Annotated in this window: 18 protein-coding genes and 2 pseudogenes; 14 read left to right on the top strand and 6 right to left on the bottom strand. The window is 43.0% G+C overall.

Translation table 11 applies throughout. From position 1 onward, the window contains the following. Positions 1 to 88: 88 nt before the first annotated feature. The 13 genes from ODOSP_RS15405 to ODOSP_RS15345 all read left to right on the top strand — a co-directional run bounded on the left by ODOSP_RS15405 (position 89) and on the right by ODOSP_RS15345 (position 14,882). Positions 89 to 640 (top strand): LemA family protein, encoded by a 552-nt coding sequence (locus ODOSP_RS15405; RefSeq protein WP_013613223.1) that lies wholly within the window; start codon positions 89 to 91, stop codon positions 638 to 640. Positions 641 to 649: 9 nt separating this feature from the next. Then, entirely contained in the window at positions 650 to 1,579 is a 930-nt protein-coding gene (locus ODOSP_RS15400; RefSeq protein WP_013613222.1) for a DUF3137 domain-containing protein, read from the top strand. 14 nt (positions 1,580 to 1,593) lie between these two features. Continuing rightward, complete coding sequence (locus ODOSP_RS15395; protein WP_013613221.1) at positions 1,594 to 2,538, top strand: calcium/sodium antiporter; 945 nt, start codon at positions 1,594 to 1,596, stop codon at positions 2,536 to 2,538. Between the two features lie 27 nt (positions 2,539 to 2,565). Next, on the top strand, positions 2,566 to 3,639 hold the full coding sequence (locus ODOSP_RS15390; protein ID WP_157741857.1) for a 6-bladed beta-propeller: 1,074 nt from the start codon (positions 2,566 to 2,568) through the stop codon (positions 3,637 to 3,639). Positions 3,640 to 3,761: 122 nt separating this feature from the next. Continuing rightward, on the top strand, positions 3,762 to 4,352 hold the full coding sequence (locus ODOSP_RS15385) for a LemA family protein (protein ID WP_013613219.1): 591 nt from the start codon (positions 3,762 to 3,764) through the stop codon (positions 4,350 to 4,352). 3 nt (positions 4,353 to 4,355) lie between these two features. After that, positions 4,356 to 4,793, top strand: coding sequence for a TPM domain-containing protein (locus tag ODOSP_RS15380; protein ID WP_013613218.1), 438 nt, complete (start codon positions 4,356 to 4,358; stop codon positions 4,791 to 4,793). 2 nt (positions 4,794 to 4,795) lie between these two features. Next, positions 4,796 to 5,557, top strand: coding sequence for a TPM domain-containing protein (locus ODOSP_RS15375; RefSeq protein ID WP_013613217.1), 762 nt, complete (start codon positions 4,796 to 4,798; stop codon positions 5,555 to 5,557). A 17-nt stretch (positions 5,558 to 5,574) separates the two neighbouring features. Next, positions 5,575 to 6,150: an RNA polymerase sigma factor gene (locus ODOSP_RS15370; protein ID WP_013613216.1), complete on the top strand. Its 576-nt coding sequence runs from the start codon at positions 5,575 to 5,577 to the stop codon at positions 6,148 to 6,150. 128 nt (positions 6,151 to 6,278) lie between these two features. Beyond that, complete coding sequence (locus ODOSP_RS15365; RefSeq protein WP_013613215.1) at positions 6,279 to 7,412, top strand: FecR family protein; 1,134 nt, start codon at positions 6,279 to 6,281, stop codon at positions 7,410 to 7,412. Positions 7,413 to 7,596: 184 nt separating this feature from the next. Continuing rightward, a complete protein-coding gene (locus tag ODOSP_RS15360) occupies positions 7,597 to 11,037 on the top strand; it encodes a TonB-dependent receptor (RefSeq protein WP_157741856.1) in 3,441 nt (1,146 codons plus the stop codon). Between the two features lie 17 nt (positions 11,038 to 11,054). Continuing rightward, a complete protein-coding gene (locus ODOSP_RS15355) occupies positions 11,055 to 12,491 on the top strand; it encodes a RagB/SusD family nutrient uptake outer membrane protein (protein ID WP_013613213.1) in 1,437 nt (478 codons plus the stop codon). A gap of 11 nt (positions 12,492 to 12,502) precedes the next feature. Then, positions 12,503 to 13,690, top strand: a complete 1,188-nt coding sequence (locus ODOSP_RS18985) for a TlpA disulfide reductase family protein (RefSeq protein WP_013613212.1) — start codon at positions 12,503 to 12,505, stop codon at positions 13,688 to 13,690. A 4-nt stretch (positions 13,691 to 13,694) separates the two neighbouring features. Continuing rightward, positions 13,695 to 14,882, top strand: coding sequence for a TlpA disulfide reductase family protein (locus tag ODOSP_RS15345; RefSeq protein ID WP_013613211.1), 1,188 nt, complete (start codon positions 13,695 to 13,697; stop codon positions 14,880 to 14,882). 52 nt (positions 14,883 to 14,934) lie between these two features. Here the strand turns inward: ODOSP_RS15345 and ODOSP_RS15340 are convergent, their stop codons facing one another. Further along, on the bottom strand, positions 14,935 to 15,720 hold the full coding sequence (locus ODOSP_RS15340; protein ID WP_013613210.1) for a hypothetical protein: 786 nt from the start codon (positions 15,718 to 15,720) through the stop codon (positions 14,935 to 14,937). A gap of 182 nt (positions 15,721 to 15,902) precedes the next feature. Between ODOSP_RS15340 and ODOSP_RS15335 the strand changes: the two genes are divergently transcribed. After that, a complete protein-coding gene (locus ODOSP_RS15335) occupies positions 15,903 to 16,667 on the top strand; it encodes a CDGSH iron-sulfur domain-containing protein (protein ID WP_013613209.1) in 765 nt (254 codons plus the stop codon). A 100-nt stretch (positions 16,668 to 16,767) separates the two neighbouring features. On the opposite strand, the gene ODOSP_RS15330 is transcribed toward ODOSP_RS15335, so the two are convergent. The 5 genes and pseudogenes from ODOSP_RS15330 to ODOSP_RS15310 form a co-directional block, all read right to left on the bottom strand. Then, positions 16,768 to 17,238, bottom strand: coding sequence for a CYTH domain-containing protein (locus ODOSP_RS15330; protein ID WP_013613208.1), 471 nt, complete (start codon positions 17,236 to 17,238; stop codon positions 16,768 to 16,770). A 90-nt stretch (positions 17,239 to 17,328) separates the two neighbouring features. Further along, a pseudogene (gene phnW / locus ODOSP_RS15325) lies at positions 17,329 to 18,423 on the bottom strand (2-aminoethylphosphonate--pyruvate transaminase). A gap of 7 nt (positions 18,424 to 18,430) precedes the next feature. Continuing rightward, positions 18,431 to 19,216, bottom strand: a complete 786-nt coding sequence (gene phnX / locus ODOSP_RS15320) for a phosphonoacetaldehyde hydrolase (RefSeq protein ID WP_013613207.1) — start codon at positions 19,214 to 19,216, stop codon at positions 18,431 to 18,433. 40 nt (positions 19,217 to 19,256) lie between these two features. Continuing rightward, positions 19,257 to 20,571, bottom strand: a pseudogene (locus ODOSP_RS15315) (DUF5690 family protein). A gap of 98 nt (positions 20,572 to 20,669) precedes the next feature. After that, positions 20,670 to 20,903, bottom strand: coding sequence for a hypothetical protein (locus tag ODOSP_RS15310; protein WP_013613206.1), 234 nt, complete (start codon positions 20,901 to 20,903; stop codon positions 20,670 to 20,672). Positions 20,904 to 20,916 lie beyond the last annotated feature (13 nt).

Genomic DNA, 20,916 nt, shown 5'->3' with positions numbered 1-20,916 from the left:
TTATTTTCAGCTAAAATTAATGCTAATAATCAAAAAAAATTAATTTTGTGAGAATAATTTAATCAATAACCATTAAAATCCATCGATCATGATTTCACTGATTATCCTGGGTATTATTTTCCTGTATGCCATTATATCTTACAATACGCTGACCCGAAAAAGAAACAATGTCGACAACGCTTTCGGTTCGATCGATGTCATGCTGAAAAAAAGATTCGACCTTATTCCCAATTTAGTCGCTACTGTACAGCAATACGCGAAACACGAAGAAGAGACATTTACTAAAATCACAAATTTACGGACGAAGAGTTACGACTCCCTCACAGCTGAAGAAAAAGCAGATTTTGACAAAACATTCACTGCTGCTAAAAATAATTTCTTTATGGTAGCTGAAAACTATCCGGCCTTACGGTCTTCGGAAAATTTCATGCAACTTCAAAAAACACTGAACGAGACAGAAGAACAACTTTCGGCTTCCCGCCGGACCTATAATGCAGCTGTTACGGATTACAACAATTCGGTGATGACCTTTCCATCCAACATCATTGCCAACCTGTTCAGTTTTACCAAAAAAGAAGTATTCGCTATTCCGGAGGAGGAAAAAGTGAATCCGGATGTAAAAAAATTGTTCCGATCTTAATCCACAGTTATGGAACAAAACTTTCAGGATATTTATGAACAATTGCAATCCCGAATCCGACAAGCAGAAGACAAGAGACTGCAATTAAAAGCGAAAGGAACGAAAAACGGGCTGATAGCGGGGGGTATTACCCTTGTGGCAGGAGTTGTCGTCAGCCTGATTATCGGAGGGGGATGGCCGGGTATCCTTATAGCATGTATGCTCGGCTTGATCGTACTATTTTCTTGTATTCAGTCCAAGTCGGGAGAATTATGTGCTTATTATAAAGAAAATATCATCTCGTCCATTATTTCCTATCTTTGCCAGGAAGCAAGTTACCGGCCGGAAAGCGGAATCGCAGAATCGGTCTTTATGAACAGCCGGTTATTCAGCACCTCTCCCGACCGTTATCGCAGTGAAGATCTGATTTGCGGAAAAATCGATAAAACCAGTTTTATCTGTTCGGAAATTATAGCCGAAGAAAAACGGGTCACGACCGATTCCAAAGGCCGCAGGCAGGAACACTGGATAGATATTTTCAGAGGTTTCTTTTTTATAGCCGACTTCAACAAAAACTTTCAGGGCCAAACGGTTGTTTTCCGTAACTCCTGGTTCAAACTCAACCTGGGCAAACAGAGAGTAAAACTGGAAAATCCGAACTTTGAAAAGCAGTTCGACGTATTCTCTACAGATCAGGTAGAAGCCCGATACATCCTCACTCCTAATTTAATGGAAAGATTACTCGAACTCGATTCCAGGTTTCCGGGGAAAATAACGGTAAGTTTCAGGGATTCTTCTGTCATTATCGCCATTCCCGATCAAACGAATCATTTTGAAACCAACATTTGGGAATGCCAGTTGAATACGGATAAACTGAAACGGGAATTCGGGACCTTGGTCAATCTATTTCAAATTATTCATGATTTAAACCTGAATCTGCGTATTTGGACCAAAGATTAACTTTTTATTGATTTATGTTACTAAATATCATTTACTTATTAGCAGGGTTTATTATTTTAGTGTATGGAGCCAATTTGCTGGTCGACGGTGGTGCAGCACTGGCCCATCGGCTGAAAGTACCGAATATCGTTATCGGTCTGACGGTAGTAGCCTTCGGTACCTCGACTCCGGAACTTGTAGTGAATATCATTTCATCGATCGAAGGAAGTTCCGCGCTGGCATTAGGTAATGTTCTGGGAAGCAACATATTCAACATCATGGCAATCCTGGGAGTAACCGCCTTATTCGTCCCTATCGGAATCAAAAGATCCACAACATGGATTGAAATTCCGCTGGCTGTACTGGCAGCAGTTCTTATCCTGATATTGGCGAACGGTGAGCCGGCAGGTATCATCACCCGGGCAGAAGGATTTTGTTTACTTTGCTTTTTTGCCGTTTTTATCGCCTACACCTTATTTATTGCCAAACGGGGTGGTCAGGAAACCGAAGAAGTAAATATAAAACCCTACAGCCTGAAGAAATCCGTACTTTTTATTTTGTTAGGTCTAGCCGGCCTCGTCGGAGGAGGACGCTTATTGGTTGACGGAGCAGTCAGTCTGGCTCAGATGGCAGGTATTTCGGAACGAATCATCGGATTGACCATTATCTCTATCGGAACCTCCCTGCCGGAATTAGCCACTTCCTTGATCGCTGCCCGCAAGAAAAACGCAGATATAGCCATCGGAAATGTCGTGGGTTCGAATATCTTCAATACCTTCCTGATCCTGGGAGCTTCGGCCGGCATATCCCCTCTGAAGGTAACAACGGATAGTGTAACCGATTTATGGGTCAATATCGGAGTTTCCGTCCTGCTGTTTATTTTTGTTTTCACCGGCAAGGGAAGACAGATCAACCGCTGGGAGGGTGCCTTATTTTTAACCCTGTATATCACCTATCTGACTTTATTGATCGTATCATAAAAGACCGGCATGTTTTTTTATACCGTTATGAAAACCCCTATCGTATATCTCCTATTCATGATCGTTCTGTATCTGTCTTGCTCACCTCGTCCCCAAAGCCCGGCCGATATTCACACCGATCTCAGCAATAACAAGATATTACAATTATCCGAACTATTCGACAGGATCCGTTATATTCCTTTGGAAACTCCAGATACCGCTTTGATAGCCAACGTACAATCGGTCACTTATCATAACGGCCGTTATTATCTTATCGCCGAAAACACCCTTTATGTTTTCAACCGCCACGGGCAATACCTCTCCCAGCATAACAACCGGGGACGGGGAGCAAACGAATACAGCAGTATCTTCAAAGTAAAAAGTTCCATCGGTGATTCTGTGATCTATGTATCGGGCGATAACGGTAAAGGCCACATCGTCATGGCTTACGACAAGAACGGAAACTACCTGAAAACATTGATACAAAACCGATCCTTCAATATGGAATTTAACGTACTGGAAAATGGTATCATCATTTCGGATGGGCGAACCGTCTCCCTATATGACAAACAAGGGAAATTGGAAAACGAAATTCGGATCAGTCCTTTCGATTCTATCTCTTTCGGTACGAGCAATTATTTATCCGATTTCTCCAGCCAGGAGGTTATATTCAGTTGTCCCGGTAGTGACACCCTCTATTTTTTGGGTAAAAGCGGTATTACCCGTAAAATATCCCTGGATTACGGTCATAATCAAAGCCCGGAACAATTCAAAAAATCGCTTTCGAAACCGATCACCTTCCCTTATTTTCACAATTTCATTTCCTTAGGTAAAACCGTCCTGGACCTCATCGTTATCGGCCAGAAACAATACATGATTCAACTGGACTTAACCCATCGGACCGCCACGGTATGCGATACCCTCGTCAACGATATCGATCACACGATTCCCTACATTCCCCGGGAGATGGTACAAAATCAAGGTTTGATGGTTTTACCGGCCCCGGTTTTCTTTCATTTTATCCAACCGGAACAACTTGCAGCTATCCCCGCCCTTCGTAACCTGACCGAAGATGCTAATCCGGTAATCGTCGTTTTAAATCTAAAATCCTCCTCTTTATAAAACAATAGAAATATTTCTCGTCCTATCTTCACAGGCGAATCACAGAAATCATTAACTTTGTATCTGTGAGAAATAATTGTTTTAAAAAAAACACAAATTTTTTTGACAAAATTTATAAACATATGAAAAAGGGATACATTGTTTTAATCGTTATCGCTGTAGTTGTATTGAGTATTTTCTTTTGGTTTAAAGGAGCTTACAACGGCATGGTCAATATGCGCGAAGCCGTATCGGCCCAATGGTCGAATGTGGAAAACCAATATCAACGGCGCCTGGATCTGATCCCCAATCTGGTCAATACAGTGAAAGGGTATGCTTCACACGAAGAAAATACACTGACCGAAGTAGTCAATGCCCGGGCAAAAGCCACTCAGATGCAGCTGAATATCGACCAGCTCGACGAAGCGGCCCTAAAAAAATTAAGTAACATACAAGGGGAATTATCCTCCGCTTTATCCCGATTGATGGCTATTTCTGAAAATTATCCGGATCTGAAGGCTAACCAAAACTTTCTTGATTTGCAAGCCCAGCTCGAAGGAACGGAAAACCGGATAGCAGTAGAACGCCGGAAATTCAACGATGTCGCCCGCAGCTACAATGCTTTCATCCTGCAATTCCCCAGAAACCTGGTAGCCGGAATGTTCGGATTCACCTCCAAACCCTATTTTGAAGCCAATGCAGGAGCTGAAAATGCTCCTAAAGTAGAATTTTGAGCAATGAAACCATCCGATTTTTTCACCCCGGCTCAGAAGACCGCTATGGTTGCCGCCATCCGGCAAGCAGAAAAAGATACTTCCGGCGAAATCCGGATCCATTTCGAAAATCATTGCCGGAAGAATGTACTCGACCGTGCAGCCCAGGTCTTTGCCGACTTGAAAATGCATAAGACAGCCTTGCGGAACGGTGTACTGATTTACGTCGCATTAGAAGATAAACAATTGGCGATATTGGGAGATGCAGGGATCAATGCGAAAGTGCCGGACCATTTTTGGGATGACATAAAAAACAATATGATAGAAAAATTCAAATCAGGACAGATTTGCGAGGGAGTTTGCGAAGCTGTCCTGACTGCAGGACAGCAGCTAAAAGCTTTTTTTCCCTATCAGGCAGACGATGTCAACGAACTGTCGGACGATATCTCATTTAAAAATTAAACATGAAACGATCAGTCCTTATTTTCTTTATATGCATTACTTCCTTTTTACAGGCTCAGGATCTACCCGAACCGATGCGCCCCAAACGGATAGTCAATGATTTCACTCAGCTGTTCAGTCCACAGCAACAACAAGCATTGGAGCAAAAGTTGAGAAATTTTAACGACACTTCTTCCACCCAGATCGCAATAGTAACCGTACCCACCCTACAAGGCTACGCCCCCAGCGATTATGCCCAGCGTTTAGCTGAAAAATGGGGAGTCGGCCAAAAAGGAAAAGACAACGGAGTCTTACTTCTGATCAAGCCCAAGAGCAGGACAGAAAAAGGACAAGTAGCCATTGCCGTCGGATATGGATTGGAAGGAGTCATTCCGGATGCCATCGCTTCGAGAATCATCCGGAACGAAATTATACCTGAATTTCAACAAAACAATTATTACCGGGGAATTAACAAAGCGACAGATGTACTCATGCAGCTTGCCGGTGGGGAATTTACAGCCGAACAATATGCCCGCAAAAACGGAAATGGCAGTGCCGAAGTGATCATCATTCCTATCTTGATCCTATTTCTCCTGCCTCTGTTTTTCCGAAGAAAAAAAGGGTATACCACAGGTAGCCATGGAAGTGGAGGAATCCCTCCCATATTTTTCGGAGGTTTCGGCGGTGGCGGCAGCAATTTCGGTTCTTTCAGCGGAGGTAGCGGAAGCTTCGGAGGTTTCGGCGGAGGGAGTTTCGGCGGTGGCGGGGCCAGTGGAAGCTGGTAAAACGATAAATACAGATAATGCAAATACCGGACAGTACCATATGTTCACTCCTCAATCAAGGCGAGGAGAAAGGCATGGAATATTTGTTTACCAGATATTACAAGCCTTTGGTACTATGGGCGGCTTCTTTCCTGAACAACATTCCCCAGTCGGAAGATCTGGTACAGGACTTTTTTATCCGTTTATGGGAAAAAAGGACCCAAACCTCACTACAAGCAACCACCTTTAAATCTTTTCTTTACACTTCTGTACGCAATCTGGCATTCGACCGGATGGAAAAAAAAGATCCCCTGCGCCATGCTACCGATCTGAAGTCTTCCGACAAAGCCTGGGAAGAATACGATACCCTGGAAGAAGAAGTATTGGCCCGGGTCAAAAACGAAATCGATAAGCTTCCCGAAAGAAGCCGTCAAATCATGCAATGTATCTATTTACAAGGATTACATTATAAAGAAACTGCAGCTAAACTAGGCATTTCTATCGCTACGGTGAATACGCTTTTAGTCAACGCCCTCAAAAAAATTCGTCAGGCCTATCCCGATATAACCCAAAATATCATCCTGTTTTTGCTTTTATCCGACAAAAAAAGATAAAAAACCAAAAACACAAAAGATTAAATTCCAATTCATTATAATTATTTTTTCAACTATTTCAAAAAAAGTTGTCTTTTCCATTCAATGAAAATTAATATTTTCCCGTACTATGGACAAATGCAACCGATATGCTAAATAAAGACAACATCGATCAATTACTTTTAAAGCATCTCTTACAGGAAAACGCCGTAGAGGAAGAACAGCTTCTGAAAGAATGGTTGGGACACGATCCTGAACATCAAAGGTACTTCGAAAGATTCCGTCGGCATCACATTCACCTTCAGGCTGCTATCCAATCCGGCCGTATTCAAGGTCAATATATTGAATTTGCATCCCGTCTGAAACGGCGTCATATCCGCCGTCTTTTTATCCGAGTTGCAGCCATCGCCCTGATTCTGCTCGGAGGCGGACTTTCCTTTTACCTGATCCATACCCCTTCACTGATTCCGACTTTAGCCGAAGTTCCGATTCATCCGGGTTCGTCAAAGGCGATTCTGCATCTTTCTTCCGGAACTGCGATTCCCGTAAACACCACTTCGCAGGAGTTAAAGGAAAAAGATGGAACACTAATCCGTATTTCCAATGAAGGAGTCTTGAATTACGCAGAATCAGCCAACATTTCGACTGCAAACCTGATAAACCGACTCGAAATCCCCAGAGGTGGAGAATTCAAAATCAAACTGGCAGACGGGACCGAAATATGGTTGAATGCAGAGACAGAACTCCGATACCCAACGGTTTTCTCAGGCCTGGAAAGAAGAGTAAAACTTCAGGGAGAAGGCTATTTTAAAGTTGCTAAAAATGAAAAACAGCCTTTTATTGTCGAAGTCGGCGATATTGAAGTCAAAGTATATGGTACCCAATTCAATATCAGTACTCAAAATAAAGACAACATCGAAACCGTTCTGGTCAGCGGTAGCGTCAGTATCCGCCACCACGACCAGGAGACTCACCTAAACCCTTCCCAAAAGGCAGCCTATACCTCCTCCGGGAAACTAACGATTGAAGAAGTGGATGTTTTACCTTATATCACCTGGAAAGACGGAAATTTCATGTTCCAAAACGAGTCCTTGGAATCGGTCATGAATAAATTAGCCAGATGGTACGATCTGGACGTATTCTACCTCAACGAGCAAACTAAAAATATTCACCTGTCAGGTATGATGACCAGATATAAAGAGGTATCGGAACTTTTCCACTATTTTGAAAAAATTTCCACCGCCCGTTTCATCATCAAAGGCCGGACCGTGACGGTAAAATAAATGTTCGTTTATTCAAAATAAACAGCCGGGAATGTACCACCATTCCCAGCTGCAATCAGATAAAAAGACAGCGGACAAAGCTAACTGTAGGCTGTCGGATTGTTTTACCTTAAAATACAAATTTATGGAATGTAAACGAATCTTTGTCCTTTCGGACTTAAAAAGATTAAAAATTGTCAGGATTATGAAGTTATTCTCAATTTTTATGCTGGTATTCACCTTGGGAGGTTTTGCTTCCGGATACTCTCAAAAGCAAGTCGTCACTTTGAATTTAAAGCAATGTGACGTCAATACGCTATTACAGGAAATCTGGAAACAAACCGGGTTGCGGTTCGTTTATAACGAACAGGATGTCGCCCGACTAAAACGCTTTGACGTTAACGCCCAACAGAAGCAAGTAGACGAAATTTTAGACCATATCTTCAAAAACACGCCTTATCAGTGTGCTTATGAAAGCGACGTTATTTATATCACCCCTCGTCCGGTAGGCGATCTTCCTCAAGTCAAACAGGAAAGAGTGAAACTTTCCGGTAATATCAAGGACAAAAACGGAAATGTTTTACCGGGAGTAACGGTCTTCATCGGTAACTCGGACATTGGTACTTCTTCCGATATCAATGGTAACTATCAGCTTGCCATCCTCAAAGGTAATGCGGTGGAAATCGTCTATTCTTTTATCGGAATGAAAAAAGTCACCTATAACTTTCCGGCAACGGAAGATGTCCGTCATAATGTCGTCATGGAAGAAGATCAGGTTGAATTGCAAGACGTTGTAGTTATCGGTTACGGAAGCAAGTCGGCAAGAAACCTGACCAGTTCCGTATCGTCGGTCAAAGCGAAAGACCTGGAAAAATATGCCAACGGAGCCACGACTTTCGACAACATGCCAGGTGGAGCAGTGAAGGGGGTATTGGTCAATCAAAACTCAGGAGAACCAGGTGCCAAAGCAACTTTAAACATCCGGGGAATCACTTCCCCGTTAAAATCGCAAAACAATAATGAACCCTTGTATGTCGTCGACGGTGTACCTTTCTTTGTCAAGCGCAGCCTGAATATGCTGAATCCGCTTTCAACTCTTTCCCCCAACGACATCGAAAGTATCGACGTATTGAAAGACGCTGCCGCAACAGCCATTTATGGTTCCAGAGGAGCCAACGGAGTAGTCATCATCAAAACCAAGGACGGTCACCGCAACGAACAAATGAAAATCAGTCTGGGATATACCTTGAGTGTCGGTAACCAAATTAAAAAATTCAAACCATTAAACACAACTAAATTTAAAAATCTCCAGGAATTAATCATTAAAAATACACTCGGAGCCATCAACAAAGCACAAATCACAGACGATAATATCATATACGGCCAAATCTATCCTGCAATCGATTATATGGCCAATACTTCCTATGATAATTACGGAAATATGATATTCGACGGATTAAAAGACGAGGCTTTCGGTGAAGAAAATACCAATTGGGTAGATGAGACCAATAATAAGAATGCACTGACTCACATGTATAATCTGGCTATCCGCGGAGGTGGAAAATTATCCAATTACTCCTTTTCTTTCAATGCAATCGACCAGGAAGGTTTGTTTATCAACGACGATATGCAACGTTACAACAGTCGTCTGTCCTTTGACTCGGATGTCTCGAAACGCTTCAAAGTAGGAGCAGCCCTGGGTTATACAATGACCAAACGCCATAGCGGAGCTGCAGGCGAAGAAATGGGTATTACCCGAGAATGGAATGTCAGACCCGATGTACCCGTATACGATGAAACGGGAGAATTATACCGCATCGACGGAACTCCGACCTGGGGTTTCCCCGTAGGTTTAGCCAATCCAGTCGCAAACCGGCAAAATAAAAACAAAAAAGAATCTTATCAATTCCTGGGAAACAGTTATCTGGAATACAAAATCTTCAACGGTTTGAAAATCAGAGGAGATATCAATATCTCTATGTTTCAGGATCAGTATAGTAATTACAACCCGCTGGTCGCCCAAGACGATCGGGGAGGCGGAGGCATGTCCACCCTTCAGGACGACCGCAGCAAAGCCGCCAATACTTCGATCAACTTCAGGGCCGACTATAATTTCCAGATAGAAGACCATTATTTCAGCTTTATGGTCGGCTATGGTTGGGACCGTTCTTTTAGTGAATATACTTCGCATTACTACATGGGCTTCCCGGATGATGAAGTCCTGAATAATGCGGGGTCTGCAACAGAAACACACTGCATCGGAGACGCAAAGTCCAAAAGTGCCCTCAATTCCATTTATGCCCGTGCCAGCTATAATTATCTCGACAAATATCTGGCAGAAATCAATTTCCGTTCCGATGCCTCTTCCAAATTCGGCCCCGGTAATCAAAGAGGTTATTTCCCTTCTATATCCCTGGGATGGCGGATGAGCAGCGAAAATTTCATGGCCGATACAGAAAAAGTCGACGATCTGAAATTACGTTTCAGTTGGGGACAAACCGGTTCTACCAACATCGACGATTTCGTCTACAGACAATTTTATGAAAAAGGCAATCCTTATATAGGACAATCGACTCTGACTCCCGGTTTATTACCTAATCCGGATATCAAATGGGAAAGAACATCCGAATTCAACGGTGGATTAGATTACGCTTTCTTCAACCACCGCCTGTTCGGTAGCATCGACGGATACTATCGTTACACCAAAGGTGCATTGGCTCCTTCCCCCTATCCGCTCGAATCAGGTTCCACTTCCTATACGTCCAACTTAATCGACCTCTCCAACAAAGGCGTTGAGATTGAAATCGGCGGGGATATTATCCGTACAGCCGACTGGACCTGGACCTCGAAATTCAATATAGCCCTGAACCGGAACAAAATCGAAAAACTCAATGGAGCCGAGCTTTCCAGTAACGATGTCGATACCTATATAGAAGGTCAGCCTGCCGGCGTTTTAAAAGGATATATCGTCGAAAAAATATTCCAAAACGACGATGAAGTAGTTACTCTAAATAAAACAGCCGTAGCTCGTGGAGCGAATTATTACCAGGAAAAGTCGACCGGTATGGGTGACTTCAAATACAAGGACCTGGATGGGAACGGTTATATCGACAGTAAAGACCGGGAAGTTATTGCTACTCCTCAGCCTAAATTCTTCGGAGGATTTTTCAATTCGGTCAATTACAAAAATTTCAATTTGTCGTTCGTTTTCCAATTCTCCCAAGGAGCTAAAGCTGCTGTTTATAATATGATGAGCGATATGTATGGGTATATTGGAAATAACATCTATCCCGAACTCTATGGGAAAACCTGGAGTCCCGAAAATCCCGATGCTCGTTATGCACGTCTGGTTTATACCGATCCTTCCAAAAACTCTCGTTTCTCCGATCGTTACATTTACGAAACATCGTATTTACGCTTAAAGAATATTACTTTCTCTTATAATTTACCACAGAATTTCCTGAAGAAAATCAATGTACAATCGGCCATGTTATTTGTCAGCGGCTCTAATATCTGGACCGTGACCCAATGGCCGGGTATCGATCCGGAACTGATCAGTAGTTTCACTACTTCACAGATGACCCTGAATGAAGATCCCTATCCATTGAGTAAAACATTTACCTTAGGTGTTAAAGTTGAATTTTAACGATAAAATCTCATACTATGAAAACAACATATATTATTTCTACCTTATTTCTCTCTGTATTGATTTGGGCATGTGACCTGATGGGAGACGTAGATAAAGTAAAACCTTATTATAAACTGGAAGACCAAACCGCAATACGGAATGCCCAGAGTGCAGAACAGGTGTTACGCGGGGTATATACCCAATGGAGGGCCATGAGTCTTTGTAACTTCCGAAGCCATATCGGCCTGCTCGCCGGTTCATTAGCACTCTCGGGTAGTGGTGGATTGGCAGGAGAAACCGGTTTCACCGACAACAATGTACTGGAAGACAATAGTATCATCGGAAATGTCTATAATAATTTATATGATGTAATCAACGCGGCCAACTTTATGATCGAATTTTTGGAAAACAATACGGTAAAAGACCTGGACCCTGCGAGACGTATGGAAATATTAGGCGAAGGCTATTTCAACCGGGCCATGGCTCACTTTATGTTGTTACGCTATTTCGGGCAATTTTACGATACCGATTCTCCATATGGTATCGTCCTGTCCGACAAACCTTACCGGGAACCGTTAGCAAAGGCCCGCTCGACTGTAGCTGAAAGCTATAAATTTATCGAATCGGATCTCGATTCAGCTATATTATATGCTCCGGACATGCCTATGAGTAATTATACGCCCACTCATGCGCAGGCCGGAAAAACAACCGCACAAGCCCTGAAAGCAAAAGTATTACTAAGTAAAGGAGATTACGTAAATGCAGCCCTACTGGCCGATGAAGTGATTCAAACAGCCGGCAACTACGGATACGGGCTGGTTGACTTTATGAGTATCTTCAGCGATATGTTCGATTCTCCTGAAGTGCTGTTCGCTCCTTATGTCTCCAACTATGAAGAACAATGTAGTTTCATTTTAGACCGGACAACTTATAGTTCTTATTCTCAAAAAATAGCCGATGCGATGGATCCCACTCCAGGGAACAAAGAAACAGGAGAAGGTTACGATCCCCGTTTTGCCGCCCCGTTTCTTACACCGGACGTCATCACAACTTCTTTCAAAAACGGGAAATATCCTCACAGTACCAATGATGACGGCAAGAGCAATACCTACTACTTCCTGCGTTTGGGAGAAGTATATTATATCCATGCAGAAGCGGAAGCCCGGCAGGGAGGCAATCATCTTGCGGCAGCCCGTACCAGTCTGCAAACCGTTTTGGATGCCCATGTCCCGGGAGTATATGACGTGAGTACTATTCCTGACAACCAGCTTTTAGAAATGATCCGCCAGCACAAATGGATCGACCTGCTTTTTGAAAACCAGGAAGAGTGGTACGATATGATCAGGTATTATAAACACGGCGATTTAGACATCACCACCATACGCCCGAATATAAAGTCGGATAAACAATTGATCCTACCCATCCCGCAATCGGCCAAAGCAGGTAACAACTTACTCATCGAAAACCCTTAAAATCCCCAAAAATGAAAAATCTGTTAACTGTGCTATTCCTTGTTCTGGCAATTCAGTATTGCCAGGCACAAAATAAATCTTTTCACATCACCGGCTCTATCCAAGGCCCATGTGAAGGGATGGTTTTCAAACTGTTGGATAATAGCTATCCTCCTCAAACAATTGCAACAACGGTCATTAAAGATCATTGTTTCGAATTGACCGGGGAAATTCCGGCACCCGGCTTTTATCGTTGGATCATCGATACGACTCCCGTAGGGAAAAAATCCTCGGAAGCCAACTGGTTGGCCGGCAATTTCTATTTGGAAAATTCGGATATCACTTTCCAGGGAGATATCCATACTTTACCCACTTATTACTGGAATCCGGAACGTAAAGGTAAGATGATAATCCAGGGTTCGGAGACAGAAGATCTGTATCAGTCATTCAAAACTTCTATCCAAGAACTGAGTAAAGCCAGAAATCAGGCAGACGGCGAATACCTCGAGCAATATCACCGTCCGGCATTAGACAACATCTTCAATACCGAGGAGGGCATTCGCCTGGCCCGCCGGATCTCCGAACTGGATCGGCAGATCATTCAGGCCACGATCCGATTTATCAAACAAAATCCGGCTTCTGTAGTGGCTCTCGATCAAGCCGGTTATTTCCTGCTCGGAGAGATCGACTTAACCTCCGGTCAGATCGAAGATCTGCAAAATACACTTTCCGGGGTTTGGGGAAATTGTCCCCGTATGACCGAATTCAAGGAAAAAGCAGAGATGGCCAAAAAAATCGCTATAGGAGCCCCGTTTCAAGACATCGAACTCACCGATCCGGAAGGGAAAAAAGTAAAATTATCCGAATGCCTTCCAACCGGAAAATATGTGATGCTCGAATTCTGGGCATCCTGGTGCGGCCCCTGCCGGGGTGAAATTCCTCATCTGAAACACGTCTACCAGAATTACAAAGACAAAGGATTCGAGATCATCAGTGTCTCGATCGATCAAAAGAATAAAGATTGGCAAAAAGCCATGAAAGAAGAAAAGATGCCCTGGATACAATTAAATGATCCGCAAGGAGAAAACGGACCGGCCATACAAGTATATAATGTGACCGGAGTACCCCATTGTATTCTGTTGGACAAAGAAGGTAAAATATTCAAAACCAATATGCGGGGCGCATACCTGGATGCCGCATTAGAACAATTAATTCCTTAATACGATGAAAAAAATATTTTTAGCTTTTTTATGCAGCAGTAGTTTAGTCGCTTGCCAAACTAAATATGACGGTTATATCCTCAACGGTAACATCGGGGGAAACAGTGAAGGCATGAAAGTACAGTTAGTAAACGAAGCCGTCTATCCTCCGGTCACCATCGACAGCACGGTTATTAAAAACGGCAGGTTCCAATTGAAAGGTAAAGTCGACCGTCCCGGTATGTATCAATTAATCATCGACAAAACCGGCCAGGATGACCCGTCCCAAATGTTAGCCAGCCGGTTTTACCTGGAAAATTCGGTTATCAGTTATTCCGGTCATGTCGACAGCTTGCGTACTTATTATTGGAGCGATGAAACCTTCCGGAAAGATCCGGTAATAAAGGGCTCCGCCTCCCAGGATTTGTACGACCGGTATTTGAAAAGTATCGCCGATCTCAGAAAACAATCCGGAACCATAAATGAAAAATATCTGGAAGTATATCATCGGCCGGCAATGGACGGCATATTCAATACAGAAGAGGGAATCGCGTTAATCAAACAAGAAAACGAGATCAACAAGAAATTAAACATCGCCCAATGGAAATTTATCGAAGAACATCCCGAAAGCATAGTAGGATATGATTTAGCCCTTCAATTCCTACAAGGCATGTATGTCAATTTAACCGTCCCTCAGCTCGAACAATTGACAGCACTCATCACCAAAGCCTGGGCGAATATTCCCCCAATGGCCGAAAACTTCAAAACCATAGCTGACAAAGCCAAAACGATGGCTATCGGCGAAAAATATCAGGATATCGAACTGATGAATCCGGAAGGGGAAATGGTCAAGCTTTCTTCCTGTGTACCCGAAGGAAAATATGTGATGCTGGAATTCTGGGCATCCTGGTGTGGTCCCTGCCGGGGCGAGATTCCACACCTTCGTCATGTATATCAGGATTATAAAGACAAAGGCTTTGAAATCATCAGTATTTCTATCGACGAAAAGAAAACCGACTGGGACAAGGCGATGAAAGAAGAAAAAATGGTTTGGAAACAACTGTGTGATCCCAACGGTTTTAACGGACCTGTCGCCCAAAAATACAATATCACAGGAGTCCCCACTTGTATCCTTCTCGATAAAGAAGGCCGTATCTTTAAAACCGAAATGCGGGGAGCCGCCCTGGATGCTGTTTTACAGGAACTATACTGATTTTACCTACTCCCCCGGCCACCGATGTTGCCGGGGGAAACCTCTGTAACCATCAATAAGAGTAAACCTCCCCTTTATAGGTGATTTGCAGAGAGCGGTCACTTCCCGGAAGTGTCTTCATCTCAGCTTTAACAATCTCTTCTTTCGGAGAAAACCTATTTTTCAACCGCAGATACAATAGTCCTTTATCGAAAAGATAATGACTCTCCGCATAACGGATCAGCGATTCTGCAACTTCAAAATTCAGTATTTCTTCCTCATCGGTCATACTCTTCCCCACACCGGAAACAATCCAATCCCCATCGTTAAAATTCCGGGGCGTTTGTTCTCCGTTATAATTAATTTTCAGACTGGCATCGGATATCCATTTCCGGTTTTGCAAAGCGGAAACATGAAACACCCAGGTCCTTAAACCGGAACACAAAACGGTGAGCTGTCCCTCATACGGAGCCCGGCAGCCCACAATTTCCCAATGAGCTGTCTCAGTGGTCAATGCCAGATCGTCTGTTACAACCTTAAAAACCGAATCCTGTCCCTTCCATCCGATCCATTCGTGTTCATTCACTTGTTGAAGACGATAGTCCGGAAAAAGTTCTTCTACCCGGTCTTCTCCTTCCTCATCCAAGGCCGTCAAATACGTGTTCATTCTCAAAGCAAGATCCCAAAACGACAAAATAGAAGCCATATTACCTTCCAAATAATCGAAATTTTGTTTACCTAACTGATAACCAGCATGAGAATCATAACCACACTCCTCCGAACAAGCTCCCAAAGGACCTATCAAAACAAGAATTAGAATCCTGTATAACAACGATTTAAATATTTTCAAAACTTTCATAACTTATTCCTTCAAAAGGAATCCAATATTTTATGTAAAATTAAGTAAAATATTTCAATAAACCAAACAATACATTTATAACAAATTCTATTCCAAAACTTATACCGGTGAAAATTCTCCCAGTCAACCCGGAACTTTCCATCCGAATTTAAGTATAACAAGTATCATTAAAACGTTTAATTATGGAAAAAAACACTCGTAAAATCGAACCGGGTACACCTACTCCTGACCCGAAATATCACCTTGAAATTACAGCAGACGGCCCCTATCTGGTATATGGAAATCCCCCTCTTCAACAAGAGATCTTCGTTTTAAATAAAGAACAAATCCCCTGGGAATATGCCAAAGGGCATAAATACCCGACCGACAACGAACCCACTGCTTTATGCCGCTGTGGTCAGTCCAAAAATCATCCGTATTGCGACGGTTCCCATCACCATGCCGATTGGGATCCGACGCTAACCGCCGGCAATATCCCTCTTTTAGAGAATGCCGATCTGTATGACGGTCCTGGAGTTCAGTTGGCCGACAACACCGAATATTGTGTACATGCCCGTTTTTGTATGGCCAGAGGAACGGTTTGGCAGTTGACGGAAGATTCCGACAACACCGAAGCCCATGATCTGGCCGTACACGAAAGCATGTACTGCCCCTCCGGCCGGTTAAAACTTTGGGACAAAGAAGAGGAAAAATTTTATGAGCCCCCCTTAAAACCGGCTTTAGGCCTGATCGAAGACCCACAGGAAGAATGTAGTGGTCCGCTCTGGGTCAAAGGAGGTATTCCTGTGAATGGACCTAACGGCACCGAATACGAACAACGTAACCGGGTCACCCTATGCCGTTGCGGAGCATCCGCTAATAAACCCTATTGCGACGGTACCCATGTCACGGTCCACTTCCAGGACCACCTGCCCCTCAGTACCGAATTAGAAGAAAAAATGAAATAAATACAGATTCGAATCGTTCGGTTACTCTATTGTTTCAATCAGAGTTTCAGACAATGGAATAACCGAACTCTCAAACTGTTAAGCATGCATAAATCCGGAATTACTTCCAACTTCGATAGGGGCGGTGTGCCAGCATTGCATTATAATAACGCAGATCTCCGGTCACTTCTTCTCCCAACCATTCCGGCTTTTCAAAAAGTTCATCCTCCTGCTTTAATTCAACTTCAGCCAGCAATAACCCTTTATTCTCCCCCAGAAACTCGTCTACCTCGAAAATATGCCCCCCTACTTTCACTAAATAACGAATTTTGTCAACCACCCCAGGCTCGCACAATTTCAGGAGTTCTTCTGCATCTTCCCTGGCAATCTCTTTTTCCCATTCATAGCGGGTAACTCCATGAACATCACTTTTACCTTTTACAGTAAGATAGCCCTGTTCACCTTTCACCCGTATCCTGACCGTCCTTTCCGGTACGGAGGACAAATAGCCCTGTACAATCCGAAAGGATTGGCAAGCATATGCTTTAAAGTCTCCCCGGACCAAAAACTTTCTTTCTATCTCTTGTGGCATATTGATTTCTTTTACAACAAAATTAAAGCAAAAGAAACACTTAAACAGCCAAAAAACTAAAAAAAGTCAAACTTGTCCGGGCAGCCCTGTTTAATTTACCTGTCTGATAGCCGCAACAGCTTGTGTCAATCTTTCAAAATCCTCCGGGAATACATCTCCAATAGTACCAATCCGGAATGTATCAGCATCCGAAACCTTTCCGGGATAAATGACAAAACCCTGTTGTTTCAGCAACCCATAAAACTCTGTAAACGAAAAACCCGGCTCCGGATAAAGAAAAGAAGTAATAATCGGAGACTGCTTTTCCGGTTCCAGCAAGGTGGAAAAACCAATAGCCCGCATTCCTTCCACTAATACCTCATGATTCCGGCAATAACGGCGGTAACGGGCTTCTATACCTCCCTCTGCTTTCAACTCTTTCAAAGCTTGAAAAAATGCCCGTACAACATGAGTCGGTGAGGTAAACCGCCATTTTCCATGCCCTTTTTCCATTTCTTCCCATTGGGCATAAATATCCAGGGACAAAGAACGGGCAACTCCTTTGCATTTCAGCAATTTTTCCCGAGAAGCGAGAACAAAGGTAAAGCCCGGAACTCCCTGTATACACTTATTGGCACTACTAACCAGAAAATCAATACCCAGTTTTTTCATATCGATAGGAATCCCTCCAAAACTACTCATGGCATCAACGATTCAGGTGATCCCGCGTCCACGCAACACCTCTGCAATTTCTTCAATCGGATTCAATAAACCCGTCGTTGTTTCACTATGGACCAAAGACAAATGGCTGATTCCAGGATGATTTTTCAAAGCCTCCTCCACGATTGCGGGGGTAATCAGCTCCGTTTCTTTCAAAGCCACCATGACATAATCCAGTTTATAATAATCAGCAATGGCCGACATCCGTTTGCCATAAGCACCATTCGCTATAATCAGTAACCTGTCGGTAGGTTTCACGACAGCTCCCAAAGTTGCCTCTACGCCATAAGTCCCACTTCCTTGTAACAACACAGTTGTATATTCCTTCTCATCCAGTCCTGCCACCTCCAGCAATTCTTTCCGGATCACAGTAACTATTCCTTCATTGTAATCTTTATCCCAGGTACACCAATCCTGTAACATGGCTTCTTTCACCGTCTCAGAAGTACTCAACGGTCCAGGGGTCAACAGTAAATAATTTCTCATACACCTATTATTTTTTATTCATTAAATTATGTATCAGGTCCGGCAATTCACGGATATTATCCAGCACATAATGTGCACCGGCTGCCATCATCCGCTCTCTGACCTCTTGTTTCAAAGTATATAACTCCGGTTCAGGCATAGTTTTGTATTCCTCCTCGGTCAACCCCAACTCATTACTACCTGTAATTACTCCGACAGAACATACTTTTGCATTCAATCCTTCCCGGATATCGGCGATAGTATCTCCAACTTTAACCACCTCGTCAACAGAAGGAATCGCCAGCTCTGTCATGTTCCGGTAAATCATATAAGGAGCCGGGCGTCCGGCAGGCAAATGATCCGGAGTTACCAGACAATCTACAGTATATCCCTGAGCAGCAGCTCCGGGTTGTACAATTTTCATCATAGCGTCGGTATACCCTGTCGTTGAACCAATACGGATCCCTTCACGACGTAATTGTTCCATTGTCTCTATAACTCCCGGAACAGGAGTCGTAAAATCCTGAAGTGAAGCAAACAAATGTTTCTCAAAACTCTGATACATGATTGCGACATCATTCTGATTCCATTCCCGTCCATGTGCTGTACGAAATCTTTCACTCACTTCAGGCATTTTCAAAATAGCCTTTATATGTTCAATCTTTAATAATCCCATCGGTTCACGGGCTTGCCGGTAAGTGATCGTCACACCCTGCTCCTGAAACACCCTCAAAAAAGCATTCAATGGAGCAAAACACCCAAAATCGACAGCCGTTCCGGCCCAATCCATAATGACACAACTAACTTTTTTCATGTCCTTAAATCAAATATTACTGTAATTAGAATAAAACCAATCAATAAGCATGAGCAGCTTCCAGAGGCATCACCTTTTCAGACGCTCTTCGTTTTGCCTGCCGGTACAGATAAACCCAAGCACCGACAAACAATACACTGCATCCCAAACCCACATAACCCGCCAATTGGTTATAAAACGATAACCAATTGATATCCGGATTTAAAAATTCCTTTACGGCTAAGACAATCACCGTTCCTAAATAACCGATGAAATCAATCAATACAATAAAAAAACCGACATTCCCCCGGATACGGAAACAAGCTATAAAACGATCAAAGAAAATAGTCTGAAAACACAAATAAGCCAGATATAAACAGAGACTTTGAATAAATAACCAAACTACCGGACTTAGTTGCAATGCCTCATATCTCAACGAAATAAAAGACATGGTCAGCATGCCCAAAATCACCAAACTCAATAAAATCAATAAAACCCGCATATTATTACGGACAAAAACCATTAATCCGAAGATGATCAGGATAATCAAAGTAACGATACTGTCCAATTGAGCGAATATCCATGAAGAATAACCACTCCCCGCAACATCAAATATTTTCACCAGAAAATCTTCCTTTATATCCCGTAAAGCCACCAACAAAAAATTAGCGACTAAAATAATAGAGAGAAAAGGCATATAATTTTTTGAATAAAGCCCAGCGTTGCCTTCCATCCAAAGTCATCCGCTCTGCTTTCAAAGCCCTGTCTTCTTCGGAAGGTTTTGGCAGAGATTGCAACACATATCCCAATAAAGCCAGGCATGGCAAAGCACAACCACCGATCAGGGCAGGCATCCAAAACTCACTGACCTGCCAATGGTCCATCACAAACAATCCCAGGGATTTCGCTGCACCTGAACCAATCACCATGCTAATCCCCAATAAACTGGCTAGCATATCCGTTACCCGCCGCCCTTCTATAAAACTGAAAATCACTCCCCACATACATCCCAAAGCCAGCCCATTAAAAAACATAGCAAAGATATTACCCGGAGACGGCAGGATAGCAAAACCGACTAAAGCCAACTCAGCTAAAACAATCGCCCCCAAAATAAATTTTAAACGATGTTGTCCCTTTAACTCAGAAATCAATTTAATGCCGATAAACTTGGCCAACAAATAACCTAAAATCTGAGTAATAGTCACTACAACCTTATAATCCATTCCCCAAATACTCAGCCCATCAAATGTAGCAGCCGTAAAAGGTTTACGCAATGCATATACTAACGAATAAGAAAGCAGGGCCGCTCCTCCTGCCCACAGAATAAAAATAAAATCTGAAAATGATCTACGATCCCGGATAAAAGAAAAATTCATAGTCTTGTCTTTAACTGTGACAAAGCTATGAACCCAATGTTACGCCGACATTAAAAAAATATGACGAAATAATGACGATATTCACTTTTTCAATGACACTACCACAGGCCACATCCTCGGTTGTGCCATATCCCTCCAGAAACAGTCTCTTCAAGCAGCTTTTCCGGAATAGTTCCCGGACGATCCGGATATTCCCGTTTCTTAGCATCCGTAACGATACAGGTATGTTCCTGCACCGGCTGTTCGGAGGAAATGACACCGCATTTCTGCATCAGTTCGTTAATCCAGGCGACCTGTCCATCTTTAAAAATCTCCAGTACCCTATTCTTCATTTCAAAATCATAA

It is taken from the genome of Odoribacter splanchnicus DSM 20712 (assembly GCF_000190535.1).
GTDB lineage: Bacteria > Bacteroidota > Bacteroidia > Bacteroidales > Marinifilaceae > Odoribacter > Odoribacter splanchnicus.
Note: the sequence above shows the minus strand (reverse complement) of the source record. Positions and strands in the feature narration are given on the sequence as shown.